The 21,401-nt window shown below is 71.2% G+C and carries 21 protein-coding genes; 16 read left to right on the top strand and 5 right to left on the bottom strand.

All coding sequences use genetic code 11. From position 1 onward, the window contains the following. Positions 1 to 103: 103 nt before the first annotated feature. On the bottom strand, positions 104 to 2,659 hold the full coding sequence (locus ABEA10_RS20085; RefSeq protein ID WP_345465887.1) for a CBM35 domain-containing protein: 2,556 nt from the start codon (positions 2,657 to 2,659) through the stop codon (positions 104 to 106). Between the two features lie 184 nt (positions 2,660 to 2,843). Between ABEA10_RS20085 and ABEA10_RS20080 the strand changes: the two genes are divergently transcribed. Beyond that, positions 2,844 to 4,034: an ROK family transcriptional regulator gene (locus ABEA10_RS20080; RefSeq protein ID WP_345465884.1), complete on the top strand. Its 1,191-nt coding sequence runs from the start codon at positions 2,844 to 2,846 to the stop codon at positions 4,032 to 4,034. Between the two features lie 39 nt (positions 4,035 to 4,073). Here the strand turns inward: ABEA10_RS20080 and ABEA10_RS20075 are convergent, their stop codons facing one another. Further along, complete coding sequence (locus ABEA10_RS20075; protein ID WP_345465881.1) at positions 4,074 to 4,403, bottom strand: hypothetical protein; 330 nt, start codon at positions 4,401 to 4,403, stop codon at positions 4,074 to 4,076. A 533-nt stretch (positions 4,404 to 4,936) separates the two neighbouring features. On the opposite strand from ABEA10_RS20075, the gene ABEA10_RS20070 reads away from it, so the two are divergent. The 10 genes from ABEA10_RS20070 to ABEA10_RS20025 are packed head-to-tail and all read left to right on the top strand — an operon-like array spanning position 4,937 to position 15,589. Then, the gene (locus ABEA10_RS20070) at positions 4,937 to 5,950 is read left to right on the top strand and encodes a LacI family DNA-binding transcriptional regulator (RefSeq protein WP_329247417.1); all 1,014 of its coding nucleotides are present in this window, start codon (positions 4,937 to 4,939) and stop codon (positions 5,948 to 5,950) included. Continuing rightward, on the top strand, positions 5,947 to 6,864 hold the full coding sequence (locus tag ABEA10_RS20065; protein ID WP_345465878.1) for a carbohydrate ABC transporter permease: 918 nt from the start codon (positions 5,947 to 5,949) through the stop codon (positions 6,862 to 6,864). The genes ABEA10_RS20070 and ABEA10_RS20065 overlap by 4 nt, the downstream gene beginning before the upstream one ends. Continuing rightward, positions 6,861 to 7,679 (top strand): carbohydrate ABC transporter permease, encoded by an 819-nt coding sequence (locus ABEA10_RS20060; RefSeq protein ID WP_345465877.1) that lies wholly within the window; start codon positions 6,861 to 6,863, stop codon positions 7,677 to 7,679. The genes ABEA10_RS20065 and ABEA10_RS20060 overlap by 4 nt, the downstream gene beginning before the upstream one ends. A 14-nt stretch (positions 7,680 to 7,693) precedes the next feature. Further along, positions 7,694 to 8,998: an ABC transporter substrate-binding protein gene (locus ABEA10_RS20055; protein WP_345465875.1), complete on the top strand. Its 1,305-nt coding sequence runs from the start codon at positions 7,694 to 7,696 to the stop codon at positions 8,996 to 8,998. Between the two features lie 8 nt (positions 8,999 to 9,006). Beyond that, positions 9,007 to 10,074, top strand: coding sequence for an ADP-ribosylglycohydrolase family protein (locus tag ABEA10_RS20050; protein ID WP_345465872.1), 1,068 nt, complete (start codon positions 9,007 to 9,009; stop codon positions 10,072 to 10,074). Between the two features lie 17 nt (positions 10,075 to 10,091). Then, on the top strand, positions 10,092 to 11,108 hold the full coding sequence (locus tag ABEA10_RS20045; protein ID WP_345465870.1) for an ADP-ribosylglycohydrolase family protein: 1,017 nt from the start codon (positions 10,092 to 10,094) through the stop codon (positions 11,106 to 11,108). Continuing rightward, on the top strand, positions 11,105 to 12,241 hold the full coding sequence (locus ABEA10_RS20040) for an ADP-ribosylglycohydrolase family protein (protein WP_345465867.1): 1,137 nt from the start codon (positions 11,105 to 11,107) through the stop codon (positions 12,239 to 12,241). The genes ABEA10_RS20045 and ABEA10_RS20040 overlap by 4 nt, the downstream gene beginning before the upstream one ends. Next, positions 12,238 to 13,584 carry an ADP-ribosylglycohydrolase family protein gene (locus tag ABEA10_RS20035; protein WP_345465864.1) on the top strand — a complete coding sequence of 449 codons (1,347 nt, stop codon included), beginning with the start codon at positions 12,238 to 12,240 and terminating at the stop codon, positions 13,582 to 13,584. Before ABEA10_RS20040 ends, ABEA10_RS20035 begins: the two co-directional genes overlap by 4 nt. Then, a complete protein-coding gene (locus ABEA10_RS20030) occupies positions 13,584 to 14,771 on the top strand; it encodes a CaiB/BaiF CoA transferase family protein (RefSeq protein WP_345465862.1) in 1,188 nt (395 codons plus the stop codon). Before ABEA10_RS20035 ends, ABEA10_RS20030 begins: the two co-directional genes overlap by 1 nt. Further along, the gene (locus tag ABEA10_RS20025) at positions 14,771 to 15,589 is read left to right on the top strand and encodes an HpcH/HpaI aldolase/citrate lyase family protein (protein ID WP_345465860.1); all 819 of its coding nucleotides are present in this window, start codon (positions 14,771 to 14,773) and stop codon (positions 15,587 to 15,589) included. The genes ABEA10_RS20030 and ABEA10_RS20025 overlap by 1 nt, the downstream gene beginning before the upstream one ends. A gap of 27 nt (positions 15,590 to 15,616) precedes the next feature. Here the strand turns inward: ABEA10_RS20025 and ABEA10_RS20020 are convergent, their stop codons facing one another. Together ABEA10_RS20020 and ABEA10_RS20015 are read right to left on the bottom strand one after the other, a co-directional pair. Further along, on the bottom strand, positions 15,617 to 16,150 hold the full coding sequence (locus ABEA10_RS20020) for an OmpA family protein (RefSeq protein WP_345465858.1): 534 nt from the start codon (positions 16,148 to 16,150) through the stop codon (positions 15,617 to 15,619). Further along, positions 16,147 to 16,713, bottom strand: coding sequence for a hypothetical protein (locus tag ABEA10_RS20015; RefSeq protein ID WP_345465856.1), 567 nt, complete (start codon positions 16,711 to 16,713; stop codon positions 16,147 to 16,149). Before ABEA10_RS20015 ends, ABEA10_RS20020 begins: the two co-directional genes overlap by 4 nt. A 207-nt stretch (positions 16,714 to 16,920) precedes the next feature. On the opposite strand from ABEA10_RS20015, the gene ABEA10_RS20010 reads away from it, so the two are divergent. The 5 genes from ABEA10_RS20010 (at position 16,921) to ABEA10_RS19990 (ending at position 20,890) form a co-directional block, all read left to right on the top strand. Beyond that, positions 16,921 to 17,796 carry an LLM class F420-dependent oxidoreductase gene (locus ABEA10_RS20010; protein WP_345465854.1) on the top strand — a complete coding sequence of 292 codons (876 nt, stop codon included), beginning with the start codon at positions 16,921 to 16,923 and terminating at the stop codon, positions 17,794 to 17,796. A 30-nt stretch (positions 17,797 to 17,826) separates the two neighbouring features. Then, positions 17,827 to 18,204, top strand: coding sequence for a VOC family protein (locus tag ABEA10_RS20005; protein ID WP_345465852.1), 378 nt, complete (start codon positions 17,827 to 17,829; stop codon positions 18,202 to 18,204). 142 nt (positions 18,205 to 18,346) lie between these two features. After that, the gene (locus ABEA10_RS20000; protein ID WP_345465850.1) at positions 18,347 to 18,937 is read left to right on the top strand and encodes a DUF6924 domain-containing protein; all 591 of its coding nucleotides are present in this window, start codon (positions 18,347 to 18,349) and stop codon (positions 18,935 to 18,937) included. Positions 18,938 to 18,978: 41 nt separating this feature from the next. Continuing rightward, entirely contained in the window at positions 18,979 to 19,173 is a 195-nt protein-coding gene (locus ABEA10_RS19995; RefSeq protein ID WP_329247376.1) for a hypothetical protein, read from the top strand. Between the two features lie 148 nt (positions 19,174 to 19,321). After that, positions 19,322 to 20,890, top strand: coding sequence for a DUF4214 domain-containing protein (locus tag ABEA10_RS19990; RefSeq protein WP_345465846.1), 1,569 nt, complete (start codon positions 19,322 to 19,324; stop codon positions 20,888 to 20,890). A gap of 60 nt (positions 20,891 to 20,950) precedes the next feature. Here ABEA10_RS19990 and ABEA10_RS19985 read toward each other — a convergent pair whose 3' ends face one another. Further along, positions 20,951 to 21,331, bottom strand: coding sequence for a helix-turn-helix transcriptional regulator (locus tag ABEA10_RS19985; RefSeq protein WP_345465844.1), 381 nt, complete (start codon positions 21,329 to 21,331; stop codon positions 20,951 to 20,953). Positions 21,332 to 21,401: the final 70 nt, after the last annotated feature.

Genomic DNA, 21,401 nt, shown 5'->3' with positions numbered 1-21,401 from the left:
AGTCAACGGTCTGCCCGGAGTCGGCCGTAAGTGCCGGAATGGGAGTACGGGGCGGAGCGGCCGGCCTCCCTCGCGGAGGCCGCGGGGGAGACCGGCCTCAGCCTTACCGCCGGGTCACGGTCACGGCCACGGTGGCGCCGTGGCCGGGGCTGACCTGTACGGAGAACAGATGCGAGGCGGCGTCGTAGTGGACGTCGCCGGCGCTGCCGCCCGCCGCCCGTACCGACACCGGGACCGGAGAGTAGCCGTGCAGCGTGACCGGTCCGTCCCCGCGGGCGAACGCGACGGTGGCGTTGACCGCGCCGCCGTCCGACAGCGACCTGATCCGCTGCTTGCCCAGGGACACGAACTTGCCGGCGTCGCCGAGGAACGCGATGCCCGACCGGCCCACCGGCACCACCTGGAAGTACGACCCGTCGCGGGTCACCTGCGCGGTGTAGGTGTCATCGGCGTCGACCACCTTGCCGGTGCCGGAGAAGTAGTCGTACACGTACGCCTTCCCCGTCACGCCGAGGTCGGCGGGCCGGAAGTGGGCGTCCTCGGTCGTCGGCACGGTGACCGCGCCGGCGCTGACACCGAGGTTGTCGATGTTCGGACCGTTCGCGCCCGTCGTCGCCGCCCGTACGGTGTGGTGGCCGGCGGACAGGGTGACCACCACCGGCTGTACCGACCACGAGGCCCAGTCGCCGGTCGTGTCGAACGGCTGCGTGGACGCCGTGCCGCCGTCCACCGTGACCGCGAGGGGCCGGCCCGCGAAGCCGCCGTTGGCGTACCGGAACAGCAGTGTGTACGTGCCGTCGGACGGCACGTCGACGTTCCACTCCACGTAGTCGCCGGAGTCGTGCTGGTAGTCGGCGAATCCGCGGCCGGTGTAGCCGGAGTGGTCGGTGCCCACGACGGGCCCGGACAGCTTGGCGTCCTCCGCCTCGTAGGTCGTGTCCGGCTTCGGCGTCGGCACGGCGCGCGCGTAGGAGAAGACGTAGCCGGCGGACAGCGAGCCGTGGCGGCTGCCGGTCGTCGCGACCATCGCGCCGCCGGGCTGGGCGGCGTCACCCACGTACGTGGCGTCGTCGGGGACGATCGGGGTGTCCGGCTTGACGATCGTGCCGTCCGCCTCGGCCACCTTGTTCAGGTTGGCGGCGCTCTCCTTGCCGATCGGGTCACCGACGCCGACCGGGCCGGCGGACAGGTTCTGCAGCAGCAGGTTCTGCGTCTCGGTGCTCATCGCCACGTCCGCCCACGGCCACACGCCGAGCGCGCTCGCCAGGCGTGATGTGTAGAGGAACGAGTCCCACTTGGAGCGCTCGAACCGGTCGTTCGAGACCCGGGTGTTGGTGACGTTGTCGTACAGCGTGCTCTGCAGGTAGTCCTGCGGCAGCGGCATGCAGTACTGGATGTCGAGGCCGTTCGCCGCCGCGGCCTTGGCCATGTTGTCCAGGAACGCGGCGCGGTCGGTGAGGTTGAAGTCGGGCTGCGCGTGCGAGCACAGCCAGTCCTGCTCGAAGGTGTCGACTCCGGACGCCTTGAGGTAGCGCATTCGGTCGTTCCAGAATGCCGGGTCGGTGACCACCTGCCCCGACATCTTGTACTCCTGGTGGTACGGGCTGGACGGGTCGATCCACCGGGCGTGCGTGATCAGGGGCACGCCCACGCTCTGCTGGAACGCCTTGAGCCCGTCGGGGAACAGCGTCTTGTCCGCCTCGTAGCGGTACTCGCCCTCGGGGTTGTCGTCCCAGACGGCGTTCGGGCCCTTCGGGTAGAACCAGCTGTCCAGCTGCAGGTTCCCCATCGGGAGGCCCTTGGCCTTCCAGTCGTCGCGGACCGCCTGCAGCGTGCCGGCGTAGCCGAGGCTCTTGTCGTAGTTGTAGTAGTACGTGGCGCCGTTGTCGGTCCAGTAGCCGAGCTTGGCGAGGGTGTTCGTGGCGTCCTGCGACGGCCGGTGCTTGCCGGACAGACCGGTGAGGGCCTTGCCCCAGGTGCCGTAGACGTCGTTGATGCCGTGGCCGAAGGCGAGCACGGTGCGCTGGGTGAACCCGGCCGGCAGGCTGCTGACGCCCGAGGAGACGCCGCTGGTCAGCGCGCCGCTCGCGTCGTACTTCGTGACCGCGGTCGTGAAGTTGGACGCGGGCGAGAGCAGGTAGCCGCTGCCGGAGGCGTCGAACGCCAGGTACGGGCTGAAGCCCGCGTCGCCCGAGGCGTCGAACTTCCGGTCGGCGAAGCAGCCGGCGAAGGTCTCGGTGTGCGGCAGGGCCGGCTTGCCCGACAGCGCGGGGAACGGATAGGCGTTGGCCGCGGCCTGCCGGTACGTCGTGGTGAACAGGACCACCGGTTTGTCGTCGTAGGCGCGGATGCCGCTGCCGCGCCCCACGCCGCCGGCCGTGTAGTCGAAGTCGACCTCATGGTAGGCGCCGACGCCGTCCCGGCCGCTGACGTGCTTGATGTGGTCCACCGGGGCGCCGACCGAGCCCGCGAAGTGATAGCGCGGGCCGCTCGTGTCGATGGTGTAGCCGCCACCGGCGCTCACCGTCACCGTGGTGCGCGACGCGTGGGTGGTGGCGCCGGCCGGCCCGGCGGTGAGGGCCAGGCTCAGCGGGAGTGTGACCGCGAGCGCGCAGGCGAGCGCGGTACGTCGGCGGGATCTTCGTGGCGGCGTGTACATGGGCGCTCCTCATCGGATCGATCGGGGCTCTCCACGCTCTTCGGGCTGCCCGAATAGGGGGGATTTCCGCGAAGTTAAGACGGCATTTCTGCCTTGTCAATGGAGGGAGGAGTGCCATATCTGGCCTAATTATGCTGAGAAAAATGCAAAATTAGCGCGGTAGCGTACGCGCCGGGAGGACGGCATGAGCCAAGTGAGCCCGCGACCCAGGCCGGGATATCCGCACCGCGCGTACAACCTCGACCGCATGGTCGCGGCGGTGCGCGCGCACGGGACGGTCACCCGCGCGGAGCTCGAGCGGATCACCGGGCTGTCGCGGGCGACGGTGGCGGCCCTGGCCGCCCGGCTGATCGGCGACGGCGTCCTGCGGGAGGTGCCCGCCGACCCGAACACCCGCGTCACGCCGGGCCGGGGACGGCCGCCCGCCCGGCTGGCGCTCACCGAGGCGGCGGGTCTCGTCGTGGGCATGGCCTTCGGCCACGGCGATCTGCGCGTCGCCGTGGCCACGCTCTCGGGCGACGTCACCGCCGAGCGCCACGTGCGGCTGTCCGTCGACAACTCCGTGGAGGTCGCCCTTGACACCGCGGCCCGCGAATTCAGCGAAATATTGCGCGAAACCAGCCATCGGAAGGGCGACGTCGAAAAGGTCGTCGTCGGCCTGCCCGCGCCCCTCGACCGGCACACCGGCCGCGTCGTGGTCAACAACATCCTGCCCGGATGGGTCGACATCGATCCCGCGGGCGGCCTCGGCGAGCGCATCGGGCGCCCGGTCATCCCGGAGAACGCCGTCAACCTGGGTGCGCTCGGGGAGATGACGTACGGCGCCGGCACCGGAAAACGCGACCTGGTCTTCGTCAAGGTCTCCACCGGTGTCGGCGCCGGCCTGATCTTCGACGGGCGCCTCTACCGCGGCACCAACGGCTACGCGGGCGAACTGGGCCACGTGCAGATCGAGCTCAACGGGCTCGTGTGCCGGTGCGGCAGCCGCGGCTGCCTGGAGACGCTGGTCTCGACGCCGCACATCCTCGCGGCGCTGCGGCCGATGCACGGCGACGCGCTCACCGTCGCGGACGTGGTCCGGCTGCTCCAGGCGGGCGACTCGGGCGCGTCCCGCGTCGTCGGCGACGCCGGACGCGTCATCGGCCGGTCGCTGGCCGACATGTGCAACGTGCTCAACCCCGAGGCCGTGATCGTCGGCGGTGAGCTGAGCCTGCCGGGCGGCGCGCTCACCGACGGCATCCGGGAGGCGATCACGCGCTACGCCCAGCCGGGCGTCGCACGCGCGGTGACCGTGACGACCGGAACACTGGAGAACCGCGCCGAACTCCTCGGCGCGGTCGCTCTCGCCATTCAGCGAACGGCCCGGTCCGCGTGATGGCGGACCATCTGCCGGACCAGGCCGTGGTAAACAAAATCAGAAGTCGAATTCGACGGATCCGGAAGAGTCACTGAAGTATTTGGTGGCGACGGCCAGCCACTGTCCGTTGACGTTTCGGTAACCCACCGCCTCGTCGCTGGCCACACCGCTCAGCACGGCGCTCCAGCAGCCGCCCGGCGGCTCGATGTAGGAGGAGAACCCGCCGCGGTACGGGAACGACACGTACTCGTCATGCGGGTTGATGTTCCCGCTGACGTTGCAGAAGCGGAAGTTCACGCCGTCGGCGTGCGCCGCCGCCGGGACCAGTGCGGACGCGAAAATCCCCGCCGCGGTCAGACTCAGCAGGGTCTTGATGCGAGCACCCATGATCAGGGCTCCTCCTTGACTGCCGGAAAGATAGTTCGTTCGAGCCGTTCACTCCGGCATACGGGAGACGCGCCGACAGGGTTCAGCGCGGAAATGATTTCCTCGGCGAAAATCCCTGGAACGGCCGGGCGCCCTTTCCTTTCGCCTGGCCGACCGGGCGTCGCGCCCGGCCGGCCATGGGTCGCCGGGAACCGGACCCGGCCCATGACGTCCCACCGGCACTCGCGGCGCGGGCGCCCCCGGATCCGGCCCCCGGCCATCCTGTCCCGCTCGTACTCGCGGCGCGGGTCGCCCGCTCTCGGTACGGCGCGGTGTGGCGGGCCCGCGCGCGAGCCGAAGCCGGGGGCCCGGCGTCTGTGGAGGGTGGCTTCTTCGCATACCCCACTTGACGTGGACGTTTCAGGGCGGTTTCATACTCCTCACTCCCGAAGGCGTTGCCCTCGCTCGCGCCTTTCCCTCGTCCGTAAACGTTTACGACCCTCCGGACGGCGTCGCCGTAAACGTTTACGGAGAACCCTCGACTGGAGGTGGTCATGCGTCAGGGACCGACGATCACGACCATCGCCGAGCGTGCCGGTGTCTCGATCGCCTCGGTGTCGCGTGTCCTGAACGGGCTGCCCACCAGCGAGGCGACCGTACGCGCCGTACGGGTCGCCGCCGAGGAGCTCGGCTACGTCCCCAACTCGGTGGCGCGGTCGCTGAAGTCGAGCCGGACGAACCAGGTCGCGTTCGCCATGGCGGACATCGGCAACCCGACGTACGTGGCGATGGTCCGCGCGATGCAGCCGGTGCTGAAGGACGCGGGCCTCCGCCTCATCCTCCACTCCACCGACGCCGACATCGACGACGAGCTCGACGTGCTGCGCCGGCTCGGCGAGCGGTACGCGGACGGCCTCATCATCAGCCCGATCCGCGTCACCGAGCGGCACCTGGAGGCGTTCGCCGAGGCCCGCGCCCCGGTCGTGGTCATCGGGTCGGTGCCCGCCGGCACGCCCGTCGACAACGTACGGGCGGACTCGCGCACCGGGATCCGGCTCGCGCTCGACCACCTGTACGCGCTGGGGCGTCGCCGCATCGGCTTCGTCAACGGCCCGCTCGACACGGTGCCGGGCGCCGCGCGAGCCCGCGCGTACGCCGACGCGCTGACCGAGCTGGGCCTGCCGCACGATCCGGCGCTCATCGAGATCGGTGACTTCTACCGCGAGGACGGCGCCGCCGCCACCCGAAGACTCCTAGCGCGGACCCGTCCGGACGCCCTCATGTGCGCCAACGACCTGATCGCGCTCGGCGCGCTGGACGTGCTGCGCGCGGAGGGAGTGCGGGTGCCGGAGGACGTCGCCGTGGTCGGCACCGACGACACGGACCTGGCGCCGGCGGCCTGGCCCGCGCTCACCAGCGTCGCGCTCGGGTCGGCCGAACGCGGTCGCCGCGCGGCCGAGCTGATGCTCGACCGCCTCTCCGACGGCGACGCCGAGCCCCGGGTCGTCACGGTCGAACCCCGCCTGGTCGTCCGCGGATCGACGTGTTCGCAGAAGGGCATCTCATGACAGCCATCGAGGCCACCGCCCGAGGCCGGGTCGGGAAGGGCCGCCGCGCCGACCGCGGCGTCTCGTTCCTCCTGCTCCCGGCGCTCATCCCGGTGCTGATCTTCAGCGTGGGCCCGCTGCTGTACGGCATCTACCTGTCCTTCACGGACGCACGCGGGGGCCGCAACGCGGTCATCTCGTTCGTGGGACTGAAGAACTTCGGCGAGGTGCTGACCGACGGGGACTTCTGGTCCTCCTTCAAGATCGGGTTGATCTGGGCGGTCAGCGTCACGGTCCTGCAGTTCGCCGCCGCGCTAGGACTCGCCCTGCTGCTCAACTCCGACCTGCGGTTCCGCGGGCTCGCGCGGGCGCTCGCGATGGCACCGTGGGCGATGCCGCCGATCGTCATCGGTCTGATGTGGCGGCTCGTCTACCACCCGACCGCCGGCGTCCTCAACGAGACGCTGCGCGACGCGCACGTCATCGGCCACAACATCGACTGGCTGAACAACTTCGGCACCGTGCTACCGGCGATCATCGTCGTCGGCGTGTGGACCGGGATGCCGCAGACCACCGTGGTCCTGCTGGCCGGGCTGCAGGGCGTCGCGTCGGAGCTGCACGAGGCCGCCTCCGTAGACGGCGCCGGCGTGTGGCGGCGCTTCTGGAGCATCACGCTGCCCCAGCTCCGCCCGGTGATCATCGCGATCACCTCGCTCGACTTCGTGTGGAACATCAACCAGTTCGCCATGGTCTACGCGCTGACGCAGGGCGGTCCGGGCGGCCGTACGCGGCTGCCGATGCTCTTCGCGTACGAGGAGGCGTTCCGCTACGGGTTCTTCGGGTACGCGGCGGCGCTCGGCGTCGCGATCACCATCGTCGTGCTCGCCGTACTCGGCCTCTACCTCTGGCGCCAGATGAGGGAGAACGCCTCATGAGCAAACCGCTGAAGTACGTGGCGCTGCTCGCGTACCTGGTCTTCCTGGCGTTTCCGCTGCTGTGGCTGCTGTCGACGTCGTTCAAGACGCAGCGCGAGATGGCGAACCTGCATCCGCGCTGGATCCCGCACCACCCGACGCTGAGCAACTTCACCGACGCGTTCTCCACCCAGGACCTCACCGGGAGCGCGCTGCGCAGCCTGGTCGTCGCGCTGTCCGTGGCGGTCATCACCGTGATGCTCGCGCTGCCCGCGGCGTACGCGCTGGCCCGGCACCGGTCGATGCTGAACCGGGTGGCGATCGGGTGGGTGCTGGTCAGCCAGGTGTTCCCGGTGATGCTGATCGTCATCCCGCTGTTCATGATCCTGCGGAAGCTGGACCTGGTGAACACCCTGCCGGGGCTGATCCTCGTGCACGTGACGTTCACCCTGCCGTTCGCGCTGTGGATGCTCCAGGGGTACGTCCGCGGCGTTCCGCGTGAGCTGGAGGAGGCGGCGGCCGTCGACGGCGCCGGGCGGGTGCGTACGCTCGTCCGGGTCATCGCCCCGCTGCTGACTCCCGGCGTGATCGCCACGCTGCTGTTCGCCTTCATCTCCTCGTGGAACGAGTTCTTCTTCGCGCTCGTGATCCTCAAGGACCCGGACAAGGCGACCCTGCCGCTCACGCTCGTGAAGTTCACCGGCGCCGAACAGGCCGCCCGGCTGGGGCCGCTCGCCGCGGCGTCGGTGCTGGCGACCATCCCCAGTCTCGTGTTCTTCGCCGTCATCCAACGCCGGCTCCGCTCGGGCCTCACCGCCGGTGCCGTCAAGGGTTAATCAGGAGGTTGCCCATGCGTCGTCTTCGTTCCGTGGCCGCGGTCGCCGCGGCCGCCGTGATCGGGCTGGCCGCCGGCTGTTCCGGTGGTGGCAGCAGCGATTCCGATAAGCCGGTCAAGCTGAAGTTCCTCAGCCTGGCCTGGCAGAAGGACTCCCTCGCGGCGAACAAACGCCTCGTCGCCGAGTGGAACAAGGAGAACCCCAAGATCCAGGTGCAGTACGTCCAGGGCAGCTGGGACAACGTCAACGACCAGCTCGTCACCTCCTTCGAGGGCGGCGACCCGCCGGACGTCATCCACGACGACTCGTCGGCGCTGGCCGGATTCGCGAGCCAGGGGTACCTGACCGACCTGACCAAGCTGCTTCCCTCGAGCCTGAAGAGCGACATCCCGCAGTCGGCCTGGGGCACCGCGACCTTCGCGGGCCAGGGCGGCGGCGAGCAGGGCATCTACGGCGTGCCGTTCCTGCAGGAGTCGCAGGTCATCCTCGCCAACAAGAAGATGCTCGACGACGCCGGCGTGAAGGTGCCGACCGTCGACCAGCCCTGGACCTGGGACCAGTTCCAGCAGATCTCCAAGAAGCTCACGACCGGCAAGCGCTTCGGCGTGGCCTGGGCGCTCAAGTCCCCGGTGAACCGCGTGCTCAACCTCGCGCTGAACTACGGCGGAACGTTCTTCCAGACCTCGGGCGGCAAGACGACGGTCAAGGTGGGCCCGCAGGAGCGTGAGGTGCTCCAGCGGATCCACGACCAGCTCTACAAGGACAAGAGCGCCGACCCGTCGGCGCTGGGCATGGGCACCGCCGACCCGCTGCCCGGCTTCTACGCGGGCAAGTTCGCCATGCTCCCCGCGAGCATCTACATGCGCCAGCAGGTCATCGAGCAGGCGCCGAAGAACTTCCAGTGGGTCACCATCCCGCCGCTGAAGGGACAGACGACGCAGCAGGGCGAGATCGCCCAGACGCTGTCCGTCGCCGCCGACAGCAAGCACCCCAAAGAGGCCGTGAAGTTCATCAGCTGGTTCCTGAACGGGCAGCACCAGGTGGAGCTGGCCAAGGGCGACTGGCTGATCCCGACGAGCCAGACGGCCGCCAAGGACCCGTCGCTGAACACCCCCAAGGACGGCTGGGACATCGCCATCGCCTCGGCGAAGAACCTCATCCTCGCCCCGTACCTGAAGGTCGACGGCTACGACGAGTTCAAGACCAAGGTCGCCACGCCGGCGCTCCAGTCATACTTCGCCAACAAGATCAGCATTGATCAGCTGGCGCAGAAGCTGACCGGCGACGGGGACAAGGTGCTGGCGAGATACCAGCATTGAGCGGCGAGATGACGATCGGGGACCGCGCCCGCGGGTGTCTGCTCGGCCTGGCGGCCGGCGACGCCCTCGGGCGCCCCGCCGAGAACCTCACCCCCGAGGAGATCGCCCGGAGGTGGGGCCGGCTGACCGAGCTGGAGCCCGGCCCGGACGGCGTCGCGGCGGGCACGGACGACACCGAGTACGCGATCTTCGTAGGGCTGCTGCTGGAGACGTACGGATCGGCGCTCACCAGCGCGGACGTGGTCCGTACGTACCGGGAGCAGATCCTGCCGATCACCGGCCCGATGAAGGGCGCGGGCTTCTCCGAGCTGGGCACGGTCGAGGCGCTCCGCCGCGGCCTGGAGCCGCCCCTGACCGGGCTCTCCCACCGGCACGGCTGGTCCGACGGCCTGGCGATGCGCTCCGCCCCGTACGGGGTGTTCGCCGCGGGCGACCCGGCGGAGGCGGCACGCCTCGCGGCGGTCGACGGCGCGGTCAGCCAGAGCGGCGAGGGAGTGAACGGCGGCCGGGCGGTCGCGGCGGCGGTCGCCGTCGCGATGACCGGCGCGGAACCGTCGGCCGTGGTGGCGGCCGGACTGGCCGCGGTCCCGGCCGACTCCTGGACCGCCCGGAGCGTCGGTGCCGCGATGCGCGCGGAGCGCGAGGCGCCGAGCGAGCGGAGTGGCCGGTTGAGGGACGAGACCGGGCGCGGAGCGAGTGAGAAGCCGAGTGCGACCAGAGAACTCGCCGAGACAGGTGAGGACCTGGCGCGGCGTCTGCACGAGGCCGTGGTCACCCGTCACTACCCGTGGACCGACCTCGCGCCGGAGGCGGTCGCGCTCGCCTTCGCCGCGTACCTGACCGGCGGCGGCGACGTCGAGGAGTCCGTGGTGACCGCGGTGAGCCTCGGCCGGGACGCGGACACGACCGCCGCGATCGCCGGCGCGCTCGCCGGCGCCGGCCGGGGCGAGGGCGGCGTACCGGAGCGCTGGGCGCGCGCCATCGGCCCGGCGCGGGGCACGTGCCTGCCCGCGGTCGCGGGCCGCGACGTACGCGAGGTCGCCGACGCCCTGGTGCGGCGGCGGATGAGCGGCTGAGAAGCGGAGGAACAGACATGTCATCGGGGGATGATCGGGTACGCGGCGCCTTCGCCGGGCTCGCCATCGGCGACGCGGCCGGCTGGCCCGCCGCCCGGCACCGGTGGGCGCTGCTGGCCCCGTGGACCCGCAGGCTCGGCAGGGAGCTCGACACGTTCGCCGAGGAGCACCGCCTCACGGCGCTGCCCGTGCCGTTCGCGCTGAACCAGCCGGTCGCCGCGCTGGGCATCGGCCCGTCCGACGACGCGGAGTGGCTGGCCTGGACCGCCCGGACCCTGGATGAGGACCGCCGGGCCGCGTTCGCCGCGCTGGACGACTCCGTACGGGCCCGGATCTCGGTCCGTACGGCCCTGGACAACCTGGCGCGCGGGCTGGACCCGCCCGTCAGCGGTCACGACAACCCGCACTACTTCGACGACGCCGCGGCGGTTCGCGCGGTGGCGTTCGGCGCTGCGTCGGCGGGCGACCCGGAGACGGCCGCGCGCCGCGCCCGCGCCGACGCGGAGGTCACCAACGCCGAGGACGGCGTCCACGGGGCCGCCGCGATGGCCGCGGCGGTCGCCGTCGCGGTGGCGGGCGGGTCCGCGATCGACGCCGTGGACGCCGGGCTCGCCGCGCTGCCCTGCGGCACCGCGATCCGGCAGGCGGCGCTGGACGCGCTCGACGCGCCGGGCGACGCGTTCGCCGTGATCCCCGCGCTCGACGCCGCGGTGCAGGACCACGTCTACAGCTACGGGCTGGCCGCCGCGCAGACCGTCCCGGTCGCGCTGGCGCTGACCAGGGCGTCGGCCGGCGACCTGGCCCGCGCCGTACCGGCCGCCGCCTGCCTGGCCTCGCTCGCCGACTCGGCACCCGCGCTGACCGGCGCGCTGACCGGTGCGATCACCGGTTACACGGCACTGCCCGAACCCTGGCGGGACAACACCAAAGTCCTCGCCGGGTGCTGCCTGCCGGACCTGGCCGGCGCGGACCTCATCGCCATCGCCGACGACGTCGCCGAACGATCCGGTGAACGCACGGAAGGGGAACAATGACGCTCCTGCAGGACAAGGCCGTCGGCGCGATCGCCGGTGCCGCGGTCGGCGACGCGCTCGGCGGAGCCACCGAGGGGTGGACGCCCGAGCAGATCCGCGAGCGCTACGACGGCTGGGTGACGGGCATCGTCCCGCCGTACTTCGCGGACTGGCGCAACGCGCGGCCCATCGCGCCGTACCACAAGGGCGACGGGCACGTCACCGACGACACCCTCATGACGCACGCGCTGATCCGCGTGTACGAGCGGGCCGGCGGGCACCTGGACGCGTACGCCGCTGCGGACCACCTCGTGCCCGAGATGATGGGCGAGAAGCGCTGGATCCCGGAGCTGGAGGCGGAGGCACTGCCGCTGCAACGGGTGTTCCTGGCCGAGAAGTGGCTGGTCCTGCGCCTGCACTACGGCCACATCGACCCGCGCGAGGCCGGCGTGGGCAACATCGTCAACTGCGGCGCCGCGATGTACATGGCGCCGGTCGGCGTGGTCAACGCCGCCGACCCCGACGGCGCGTACGCCGAGGCGATCGAGCTGGCGGGCGCGCACCAGTCCAGCTACGGGCGCGAGGCGGCCGGCGTGTTCGCGGCGGCCGTCGCCGAGGCGATGCGGCTCGGCGCGACCCCGGACTCGGTGGTCGCCACGGCGATCCGGCTCGCCAAGGACGGCACCCGCGCGGCGGTCGAGGCCGTCTGCGAGCGGGCGCGCGACTTCGCGCAGTGGGAGGGGTCGTTCGCCGGGCTGCGCGAGGCGGTCCGCCCGTACGACACGGTCGCCGACACCTACCGCGACCAGGGGCTGGGCGCGCGACGGCCGAGCCGGACGCACAGCATCGAGGAGTTGCCGCTCGCGCTCGCGTTCCTGCTGATCGCGGGCGGGGACTACCGCGAGACCGTGCTCGGTGCGGTCAACTACGGCCGCGACGCCGACTCGATCGCCAGCATGGGCGGCGCCATCGCCGGTGCCCTGGGCGGGACGGACGCCGTACCCGCGGACTGGCGCCGGGAGATCTCCACCGCCAGCCGGCTGGACCTGGAGGCGCCCGGCCGGGCCATCGCGGCGGTGGCCGAGCGTGTCCACGCGGCCGACGTCGAGCGCAGGCGTACGCACGAGCAGGCGTTCGAGGGGCTGCTCGTATGAGGCTGACCTGGATCCAGCCGGAGGATCTCGTCGGGCACGAGCTGCGGCAGGCGGAGCAGGACGGCCGGGACGTCTCCGCGATCGCCGACCGCTGGCACGCGGCGGGCGGGCACGACGCGCCGCCCCGCGCCGGCGCCTCCCCGGAGCCGGCCGCACCGGACCTGCGCGCGCTGGCCGACGGACTGCTCGCCGAGCTGGACGCGCTCCCGTCACCACGGCACGAGCCGACCGCCCTGCCGGAGATCATCGCCGCCTGCCCGGACTGGCCCGCCGCCACGCGCGCCACGGTCTCGCAAGATCGGGTGTACGGCGCGTGGCTGGGCCGGGCGGCCGGCTGCGTCCTCGGCAAGCCGGTGGAGAAGATCCCGCGCGGGGGCGTCCGCGCGATCGCCGAGGCCACCGGGAACTGGCCGATCCGCGGCTGGTTCACCGCCAAGGGCCTGCCTTCGGAGATCGCGGAGCGGTGGCCGTGGAACCGCCGCAGCGCCGTGAACAGCCTCGCCGAGAACCTCGACGGCACGCCCGAGGACGACGACCTCAACTTCCCGATGCTGGGCCTGGCGCTGCTCGAACGGCACGGCCCCGACTTCACCACCGACGACGTCGCCCAGGCATGGCTGGACGAGCTGCCCGCCGGGCGGGTGTTCACCGCCGAGCGCGTCGCCTACCGCAACCTGCTGCTCGGCATCGAGCCGCCGCGGACCGCGACGTACCGCAACCCGTTCCGCGAGTGGATCGGCGCGCAGATCCGCACCGACGTGTACGGCTGGGTCAACCCGGGCGACCCCGCGGCGGCGGCCACCATGGCGCACCGCGACGCGTGCCTCAGCCACACGGCCAACGGCGTCTACGGCGCGATGTTCGCCGCGGCGATGTGCGCGACCGCCCTCGTCGCGGACTCGGTGGAGGAGGTGCTGCGCGCGGGCCGCGCGGTGCTGCCCGAGGGTTCGCGGATGGCCCGCGCGGTCGACGAGGCCGTCGCCTCGGCCCGCGCCGAGCCCGACCTCGACCGGGTCCTGGACGGGTTGCACGAGCGTCACGCCGGCCTGCACTGGGTGCACTCGGTCAACAACGCGGCCCTGGTCGCGGCCGCCCTCGCCCTTGGCGACGGCGACTTCACCCGGTCGATCGCGGCGGCGGTGGCCGGCGGCTGGGACACCGACTCCGACGGCGCGACCGTCGGCTCGATCGCCGGGGCACTCGGGGGCGCCCCGGGCATTCCCGAGGCGTGGACCGCGCCGCTGCGCGACCGGATGACCAGCAGCCTCACCGGCTTCGACGGCGTACGGATCAGCGACCTGGCCGAGCGCACCGCCGCCCTCGCGAACGGAAGGGCCGGCTGATGGCGAAACCGCTGGAGGGCGTCCGCGTCCTCGACATCGCGACGCTGTTCGCCGGCCCGATGGCCGCGATGTTCCTCGGCGACTTCGGCGCCGAGGTCATCAAGGTCGAGCACCCGCGCCGGCCGGATCCGTCGCGGGGGCACGGCGCGGCCAAGGACGGCATCGGGCTGTGGTGGAAGATGCTCGGCCGCAACAAGCAGACCGTCACCCTCGACCTGTCCGCGCCGGAGGGGCAGGAGCTGCTGCTGCGCCTGGCCCGCGACGCCGACGTGATCATCGAGAACTTCCGGCCCGGCACGCTCGAACGCTGGAACCTGTCGTACGAGCGGCTCAGCGCGGCCAACCCCGGACTCGTGCTCGCCCGCGTCACCGGGTTCGGCCAGTTCGGCCCGTACGCGCGGCGGCCGGGGTTCGGAACTCTGGCCGAGGCGATGAGCGGGTTCGCGGCGATGACCGGCGAGCCGGACGGGCCGCCGACGCTGCCGCCGTTCGGGCTCGCGGACGGCATCGCCGCGCTGGCCACCGCGTACGCCGTGATGACCGCCCTGCGCGCTCGCGACGCCGGGGGCAGCGGGCAGGTGGTGGACCTGTCCATCATCGAGCCGATCCTCACCGTGCTCGGCGGCCAGCCCACGGCGTACGACCAGCTCGGCCTCATCCCGCCGCGCACCGGGAACCGGTCGGTCAACAACGCGCCGCGCAACACCTACCGGTGCGCCGACGGCTCATGGGTAGCCGTCTCGACGTCCGCGCAGAGCATCGCCGAGCGCGTGATGCGGCTGGTCGGCCACCCCGAGTACCTGTCCGAGCCGTGGTTCGCCACGGGAGCGGGGCGGGCCGAGCACGCCGACGAACTCGACGCGGCCGTCGCCGCGTGGGTCGGCTCGCGGACGCGCGCGGAGGTGCTGGAGGAGTTCGAGAAGGCCCAGGCGGCCGTCGCGCCGATCTACGACGTGGCCGACATCATGGCCGACCCGCAGCTCGCGGCGCTGGAGGCGATCACCACCGTGGACGATCCCGACCTGGGGGCCGTGCGCATGCAGAACGTGCTGTTCCGCCTGTCGGGCACGCCGGGCGCCATCGAGTGGAGCGGGCGTTCGCACGGCGCGGACACCGACCGGATCCTCGGCTCGCTCGGGCTCACCGCGGACGACATCGCGGGGCTGCGCGAACGGGGCGTGATCTGATGCCGACCCTGCTCTACGTCCCGGCCGACCACGCCCGCAGAGTCGAGAAGGCGCTCGCCTCCAGCGCGGACGTCGTGATCCTCGACCTGGAGGACGCCGTCGCGGTCGCGCACAAGGAGGCGGCGCGGGCGGCGGTCGTCCGGCTGCTCGCGGATCCGCCGCGACCGGTCCAGGTCCGCGTCAACGACCTGCGCACCCCGTACGGCCGCGCCGACCTGGCCTCCCTGGCGCCGCTGCTGCCGGGCACCGACGGCGTACGGCTGCCGAAGATCGAGTCGGCGGACCAGGTGCGGGAGGCGGCGGCGACCGCCCCGGGCGTCGCGCTGCATCCGCTTCTGGAGTCGGCCCTCGGCGTGGAGCGCGCCTACGACATCGCCCGTGCCCATCCGCGCGTGGCGAGCATCGGTCTGGGGGAGGCCGACCTGCGCGCCGACCTGGGCGTTTCGGACGACGCGGGTCTGGCCTGGGCGCGGTCGCGGATCGTCGTGGCGGCGCGCGCCGCCGGGCTGCCGGCTCCGGTGCAGTCGGTGTACACCGACGTCGCGGACCTGGACGGTCTGGCGGCCTCCAGCCGGATGGGCCGGGCCCTGGGGTTCCGCGGGCGGGCGGCGATCCACCCGGCGCAGCTGCCGGTGATCGCCGAGGCGTACCGTCCGGAAGCCGCCGAGATCGAGGCGGCGCGCCGTGTGGTCGAGGCGTTCGCGTCCGCCACGGTCACGGACACGGGCGCCGTCGCCCTGGAGGACGGCGCGTTCGTGGACATCGCCGTGGTCCGCCAGGCCGAACGCCTCCTCGCCGAGGCCGATCGGGGAGACTGACACGGCGACGCCCGGGCCGGTCGCGGGTCAGGGCTTCGTGAAGACGATCTCGACTCTCCGGTTCTGGGCGCGGCCCTCGGGGTCGTCCTTGCCGCCCGACTGGTTGGGGGCCACCGGCTTGGTCTCACCGAAGCCCCTGGCCTGGATCCGGTCGCCGATGCCGCCGCCGAGCTGCTGTTCCAGGGCGGTCTTCACCGCGTCCGCGCGCTTCTTCGACAGGGACCGGTTGTAGCCGGGGTCGCCGATGGAGTCGGAGTGGCCGTCCACCTCGATCGTGCCGACGGAGCTCTTCAACTGCGGCGTCAGCTGGGCGAGCGTCTGGCGGGCGGCGGCCGTGAGATCGGCCTTGTCGAAGGCGAAGAGCAGGTCAGCCGAGATCCGTACGGTAACGCGCTTGCCGTCGTCCTCCGTCGTCTTCAGCGGTTTGACCGAGTCGGCCGGCCGGATCGCGTGGACGGAGTCCGCGATGTTCTGGTCCGTGGGATCGGCCTCGGCGACTCCCGGGGCCGCGAGGGTGAGCCCGGTGAGAAGTGCGACGGTGCGCAGCGCGACGTGCTTCATCGCTGCACCGGGATGGTGGAGAACGGCTGCCACGGGTCGACATGGACGTTCATCTCGGTCACGTTCGCCGGTGGCGCGGCGAAGGTGTAGGTGGCGAGTCCCGAGTGGTTGTTGGCGATCACGGTGGAGATGTCGTCCGACTTGAGTTCGTTCTCCTGGTCGTCCTTCACGACGCTGTAGCGCTTGAGGTTGACCGTGTCGACCAGCGCGGGTTCGAACGACTTGAGCGGGGTCTGGCCGATCAGGTCGTAGATCCTGGGCCGGTCCTCCGAACCCGCCGGCAGGTGCGGGGTGAACCGCAGCGTGAGGACCATGAGCTTGCCTCCCTCGCTCACCCGCATGCTCATGACGTCGATGTCGACCTTCCCGCCGGGGTACACGGCGGTTTCGCCGGTCTCACTCGCCAGGGGCTTACCGGACGATCGGGGCGCCGAAGAGGACCCCGTCGACGCGGGCGCCCGAGTGGTCGCGTGCTCGTCGCCATCACCGGACGACGCACATCCGGTCACAAGGACGCCGACGGCCACGAGCAGGACCGCCCTCCGTCCGATGTCGATTTCCATGGCCTTCCCCCTCGAGCAGATCGGCGACTTCGAGCGTGCGCACCGTTTCCGCGGCGGGCTTTCGTTCACCGCCACGCTCTAAAGCGTCCGTCCGCCCCTGCTGGGCGCAACCGGCCGCGTGGTAGGAGTGCCCTACCGCGAGTGGCGTACGGTGACTGCCTCCGACAGGGGGACGCGTGGCAGAACACCGGGCTGCAGGCTGGGCCCATGCGTCTAAGCATCAATATCGGGAACTTCACCTCTCCCGGCGGCCCGGACTCCATCGGCCGTTCGTTGCTGGATGTGGCACGGGCGGCCGACGAGTCCGGTATCGACACGGTGTGGGTGGGAGATCACCTGATCCAGGCCAATCCGTATGACACAACGGGCGACGACATGCTCGAGGCCTACACCGCCCTGGGCTTCCTGGCGGGCCGGACCGAGCGTGTCCGCCTCGGCGTCATGGTCACCGCGGTGACCTTCCGCCCGCCGAGCCTGCTGATCAAGGCCGTCACCAGCCTCGACGTGCTGTCGGGCGGCCGGGCATGGTTCGGGGTCGGCGCCGGCTACAACGAGACCGAGGCACGGGCGATGGGACTCCCACTGCCGCCGACCGCGGAACGGTTCGAGCGGCTGGAGGAGACACTACGGCTGGCCCGGCAGATGTGGTCGGGTGTGGAAGCACCGTTCGAGGGTGTGCACTACCGGCTGGACCATCCCACGAACCGGCCGAACTCGCTGTCCCGTCCGCACCCGCCGATCCTGGTGGGAGGCGCCGGCGAGAAGAAGACGCTACGGCTGGTCGCGGCCTATGCCGATGCCTGCAACCTGTTCGACATTCCCGGGCAGGGGAACCTCCTGCGGCGCAAACTCGATGTGCTCGCCGGGCACTGCCAGGCCGTGGGCCGCCCGTTCGACGCGATCGAGAAGACCGTGAGCAGCCGCCTCGAGCCCGGCGAAAGCCCGGCAGCGGTCGCTGAGCGCTGTGCGGCCTTCGCCGAGTTGGGGATCGGCCACATCGTCATGGTCGTCGACGGCGCCTGGACCGTCGAAGCCGTTGAACGGTTGGCCGCGGCGGCCGACCTCGTCGCCCACCACGCATGACCGGTCCTCGTCCCTCGGAAAGGAGTCACCATGACCGTGGAACTGAATCACACCATCGTCCCCGCCCGTGACCCGCGAGCCTCGGCGGAGTTCCTGGCCGGAATCCTCGGCCTGAGCGTCGATCCGCCGGTGGCGCACTTCACGCCGGTCACGCTGGCCAACCAGGTCACCCTGGACTACGACCGACTGGACGACTTCGAGTCACACCACTACGCGTTCATGGTCAGCGAGCAGGAGTTCGACGCCGCCCTCGCCCGCATCCAGCGCGGCGGAATCACCTACTACGGCGATCCCGCATGCCAAGAGATCGGGCAGATTTATCGCAGTAAGCGCATCGAGGGTCGCAGGGGTACGTATTTTCGCGACCCCGACGGGCATCTCATGGAAATCCTGACCCCGGGCGGCTGACGTCCCTGTCTCGTACGGGTTCTTGTTTCCCCGGAAGGCGCCAGGTCAGAGGGCTGATTAACGGTGTCGGTGTTCGGCGGGCCTGGTCCTTGTCGGGGGCGCTTTGTAGTCTGGCGGCCTCCTCTCGAGTCCTGGAGTTCACATGACCGTCGCACCATTGCGCGAGACCGAATATTCGCCGTTTCTGCGTACCGACTTCACCGATGAGGAGGCCTGGCAGGCGTTGCTGGACGAGGTCGGCGACGACTGGGTGACCGTCATGGAAGACCCCGGCCACCAGGGTCTGTCCGTGGAGGAGCTGCTGGCGTTGGTCCCGGACGGCAGCCGCTATCCGGTGCTCGTCGTGGCCGACGACGTGACGTTCTCCTCCGCCGAGCGCCCGCTGCTGCTGATCGACGTCAATGAGGAGCCCGGCCGTACGTTCCGGGCCGTGCCCGACGCGTTCCAGTCCGCGATCGGCAATCTGTCGATCGCGAACCTGGGCTTCGACGACTATCTCCGTTCCCTCGACGACTCTGGCGTCTACCGGATCTCCGACCGCCAACGCCAGGCGCTGGCCGCCCTCCAGTCCGCGAGCCGGCCGAACACGGAAATGCCGCAGGCACGCGTGCTGGGCCCGGGAGCCTCACGTGCACGCCTCGGACGTCCCACCCGGCAGGCCCAGCCCGCCCAGCCTGCCCGGCCCGCCCGTGCCGCACAGCCGAAGAAGCCGAGCGCGCCGCCGGAATCCTGAGCCCGTATCGTTCGGTTCACGAACAACGGGAGGGCAGTGACGTGAAGCGCAGGGCGCTCGTCGCCGTCGCGGGTGGGGTCGCGGTCGTGGGGCTGGCGGCCGGGCTTGCCGTCGTGTTCGGTGGGAGCGCGGATGAGCGGCCCGAGGACGTCGTCAGCACCTACTCGACGCAGGATCCGCACGACGTCGCCACGTACTGGACCGACGAACGCATGCGGAACGCCAAGCCCGGCTGATCTCCGAAGACCGTCCGGGCCTTGGCGGACGCGGAAATGCGTTGGCGGGGAGCAACGGTCAAATGATCGTTGAAATGTCGTTCGCCGACCTGGTCCGCTGGTTATTCTCCTCTCCGTTTCGGCGAAATTCGGGGACGGGGGAACAAAGGTGGCGCTTCGACGGTGGGCCCTGGCAGCGGTCACGCTGGGGGCGACGGTGCTCGTACCCGTGACGGCGGCGCACGCCGACGCGGGTTACGTTCCGGGGCAGTTCATCGCCAAGCAGTACACCGAGGCGCTGGGCCGCCTTCCCGATCAGGTGGGCTGGCAGGGCGACGTCGCGTACTTTCAGTCCGACGGCTGCAACGCCACCACGCTCGCCAACGTCGGCCGGTCCATCTACACCTCCTCGGAGTTCACCGGGCTCGGCTACGACGACGCCGCCAAGGTGCTCGCCCTCTACCGGGGATCGGTCAACCGTGAGCCCGACAAGCCCGGCTTCGACCACTGGATCGGGCAGCTCAAGGGCGGCATGGCCTGGCCCACCGTCGTGGACAAGTTCTTCACCGGCGGCGAGTTCGCCGCGCTCGTTCCCAAGATCTGTACGGGCGTCAAGGACGGCAGCGGCTCGTCGTACCAGTTCGGCACGGTCCCGGCGCTGACGCTGCCGACCAGCGGCAGCGGGTTCGCCGGGTCCGGCGCCGAGCTGCAGCAGACCCTCGACGCCACGCCCAAGGGCGGCACGGTCTACCTCGCGCAGAAGGCCGTCGTACGGCTCGGCGCCAAGCTGCGGATCCCCGCCGGAGTCACCTTGGCGACAACCGGCCGTCCCGACCCGCGCCACTACGCGTCGATGGGCCGGCTCGTACGCGACGGCGCGTTCAACGATCGGCTCGTGGAGCTCGGCGACGGCGCCCACCTGGAGAACGTCTGGGTCGACGGCGCGCGGGACACCCCGGAGAACTCCGACGCGAGCCGCGACAACGTCGTGCTCGACGGCGGCACGGGCACCTCGGTCACGAACAGCAAGATCTCCAACTCCGCCGGCCCGCAGGCCGTGTACGCGCTGGGCGCCTTCGACGGGTACGCCTGCGCCGACGTCAGGATCAGCGGGAATGTGATCACGGCCTACTCCAGCGACCACGTCAAGACCAACACCTGGAGCGACGGTGTCGCGGTGACCTGCCAGGACGCAACGGTCAGCGACAACCAGATCGTGGACGCCTCCGACGTCCCGATCGTGCTCTACCGCTCGCAGCCGGTGACGGGCGCCACGGTCGCCCAGCGGTCGAGGGTCACGGGCAACACGGTGCTGAACGCGGGCAACTCCGCGTACGGCGGCCTCGGCCTCGACCCGCTGCCCTCCGACACGCCGGGGACCGTCGGCTTCACCGGCGCGACCATCAGCGGCAACACGATGTGGACCAGCCCGAACGCCCACTACGTCATCGGGCTGGTCGACGGGACGCGCTCGTGGTTCGGGCCCAAGTCCAACACCGGCAGCGGCGGCGAGATCTCCGCGAACACCACCGGCTCGCAGACCGCCCGGGTCGTCACCGGCATCGGCGCGACGGGCATGCTGAACACCAAGATCACCGGCAACACGATGAAGTGGAGCCACGTGAGCGGCGTCAGCAAGTGCCCGAACGTCGACTTCGCCGCGTCGATCTCCGCCGGCACCGCCTCGGGCACGTTCTCGCCCACCCCGGTCGACGTGGCCTTCGACAGCTGCGTCTAGGGCCTGTGTCGAGTGTGTTGGTCACGGCCACTCGTCGATGGCCGCGAAGAGGACGTTGTTTCAGGTGCGGATCGCGTCCGCACGATGGGAGTGGCACAGCAAGTACCAGCGCCCGTAGCGGACGACGATGGACCAGGGATCCACCTCCGCCTCCCACTCGTTGCCGGCCTCGCTGCAGTACGTGACCAACACCCGGCGCCGGGCCACGACGGCGTCGATGAGTTCGCTGGTGATGGCCGGATCGGGGCGGGCCGAGTACGGGTCCGGTGCGGCGGACGCGTGTTCCCGCAGCGTGGCCGCCTGTTGGCCGACGCTCTCCGGAAGCGCCTTGACGACCTTGCCCAGGGCGGTGCCGACCAGGTCGTCGGTGTCGGCCGCGGTCGGCTGGCCGCTGAGTACCGCAATCACCAGGCCGAGGGCCTCGGACTGCGTGAAGTGCACAGGCGGCAACCTCGTCCCGCGCCCCAGCCGGTACCCGCCATGCGGGGCGCTTGGGCGATCGCCGGACAAA

The organism is Actinoallomurus oryzae, assembly GCF_039541955.1.
Lineage (GTDB): Bacteria > Actinomycetota > Actinomycetes > Streptosporangiales > Streptosporangiaceae > Actinoallomurus > Actinoallomurus oryzae.
The sequence above is the reverse complement of the archived record's forward strand: the minus strand, read 5'-3'. Positions and strand labels throughout refer to the sequence as shown.

Bases quoted from the DNA above. Each gene is read 5' to 3' on its own strand.
- ABEA10_RS20085 (WP_345465887.1), bottom strand. From the start codon at position 2,659: ATGTACACGCCGCCACGAAGATCCCGCCGACGTACCGCGCTCGCCTGC.
- ABEA10_RS20080 (WP_345465884.1), top strand. From the start codon at position 2,844: ATGAGCCAAGTGAGCCCGCGACCCAGGCCGGGATATCCGCACCGCGCG.
- ABEA10_RS20075 (WP_345465881.1), bottom strand. From the start codon at position 4,403: ATGGGTGCTCGCATCAAGACCCTGCTGAGTCTGACCGCGGCGGGGATT.
- ABEA10_RS20070 (WP_329247417.1), top strand. From the start codon at position 4,937: ATGCGTCAGGGACCGACGATCACGACCATCGCCGAGCGTGCCGGTGTC.
- ABEA10_RS20065 (WP_345465878.1), top strand. From the start codon at position 5,947: ATGACAGCCATCGAGGCCACCGCCCGAGGCCGGGTCGGGAAGGGCCGC.
- ABEA10_RS20060 (WP_345465877.1), top strand. From the start codon at position 6,861: ATGAGCAAACCGCTGAAGTACGTGGCGCTGCTCGCGTACCTGGTCTTC.
- ABEA10_RS20055 (WP_345465875.1), top strand. From the start codon at position 7,694: ATGCGTCGTCTTCGTTCCGTGGCCGCGGTCGCCGCGGCCGCCGTGATC.
- ABEA10_RS20050 (WP_345465872.1), top strand. From the start codon at position 9,007: ATGACGATCGGGGACCGCGCCCGCGGGTGTCTGCTCGGCCTGGCGGCC.
- ABEA10_RS20045 (WP_345465870.1), top strand. From the start codon at position 10,092: ATGTCATCGGGGGATGATCGGGTACGCGGCGCCTTCGCCGGGCTCGCC.
- ABEA10_RS20040 (WP_345465867.1), top strand. From the start codon at position 11,105: ATGACGCTCCTGCAGGACAAGGCCGTCGGCGCGATCGCCGGTGCCGCG.
- ABEA10_RS20035 (WP_345465864.1), top strand. From the start codon at position 12,238: ATGAGGCTGACCTGGATCCAGCCGGAGGATCTCGTCGGGCACGAGCTG.
- ABEA10_RS20030 (WP_345465862.1), top strand. From the start codon at position 13,584: ATGGCGAAACCGCTGGAGGGCGTCCGCGTCCTCGACATCGCGACGCTG.
- ABEA10_RS20025 (WP_345465860.1), top strand. From the start codon at position 14,771: ATGCCGACCCTGCTCTACGTCCCGGCCGACCACGCCCGCAGAGTCGAG.
- ABEA10_RS20020 (WP_345465858.1), bottom strand. From the start codon at position 16,150: ATGAAGCACGTCGCGCTGCGCACCGTCGCACTTCTCACCGGGCTCACC.
- ABEA10_RS20015 (WP_345465856.1), bottom strand. From the start codon at position 16,713: ATGGAAATCGACATCGGACGGAGGGCGGTCCTGCTCGTGGCCGTCGGC.
- ABEA10_RS20010 (WP_345465854.1), top strand. From the start codon at position 16,921: ATGCGTCTAAGCATCAATATCGGGAACTTCACCTCTCCCGGCGGCCCG.
- ABEA10_RS20005 (WP_345465852.1), top strand. From the start codon at position 17,827: ATGACCGTGGAACTGAATCACACCATCGTCCCCGCCCGTGACCCGCGA.
- ABEA10_RS20000 (WP_345465850.1), top strand. From the start codon at position 18,347: ATGACCGTCGCACCATTGCGCGAGACCGAATATTCGCCGTTTCTGCGT.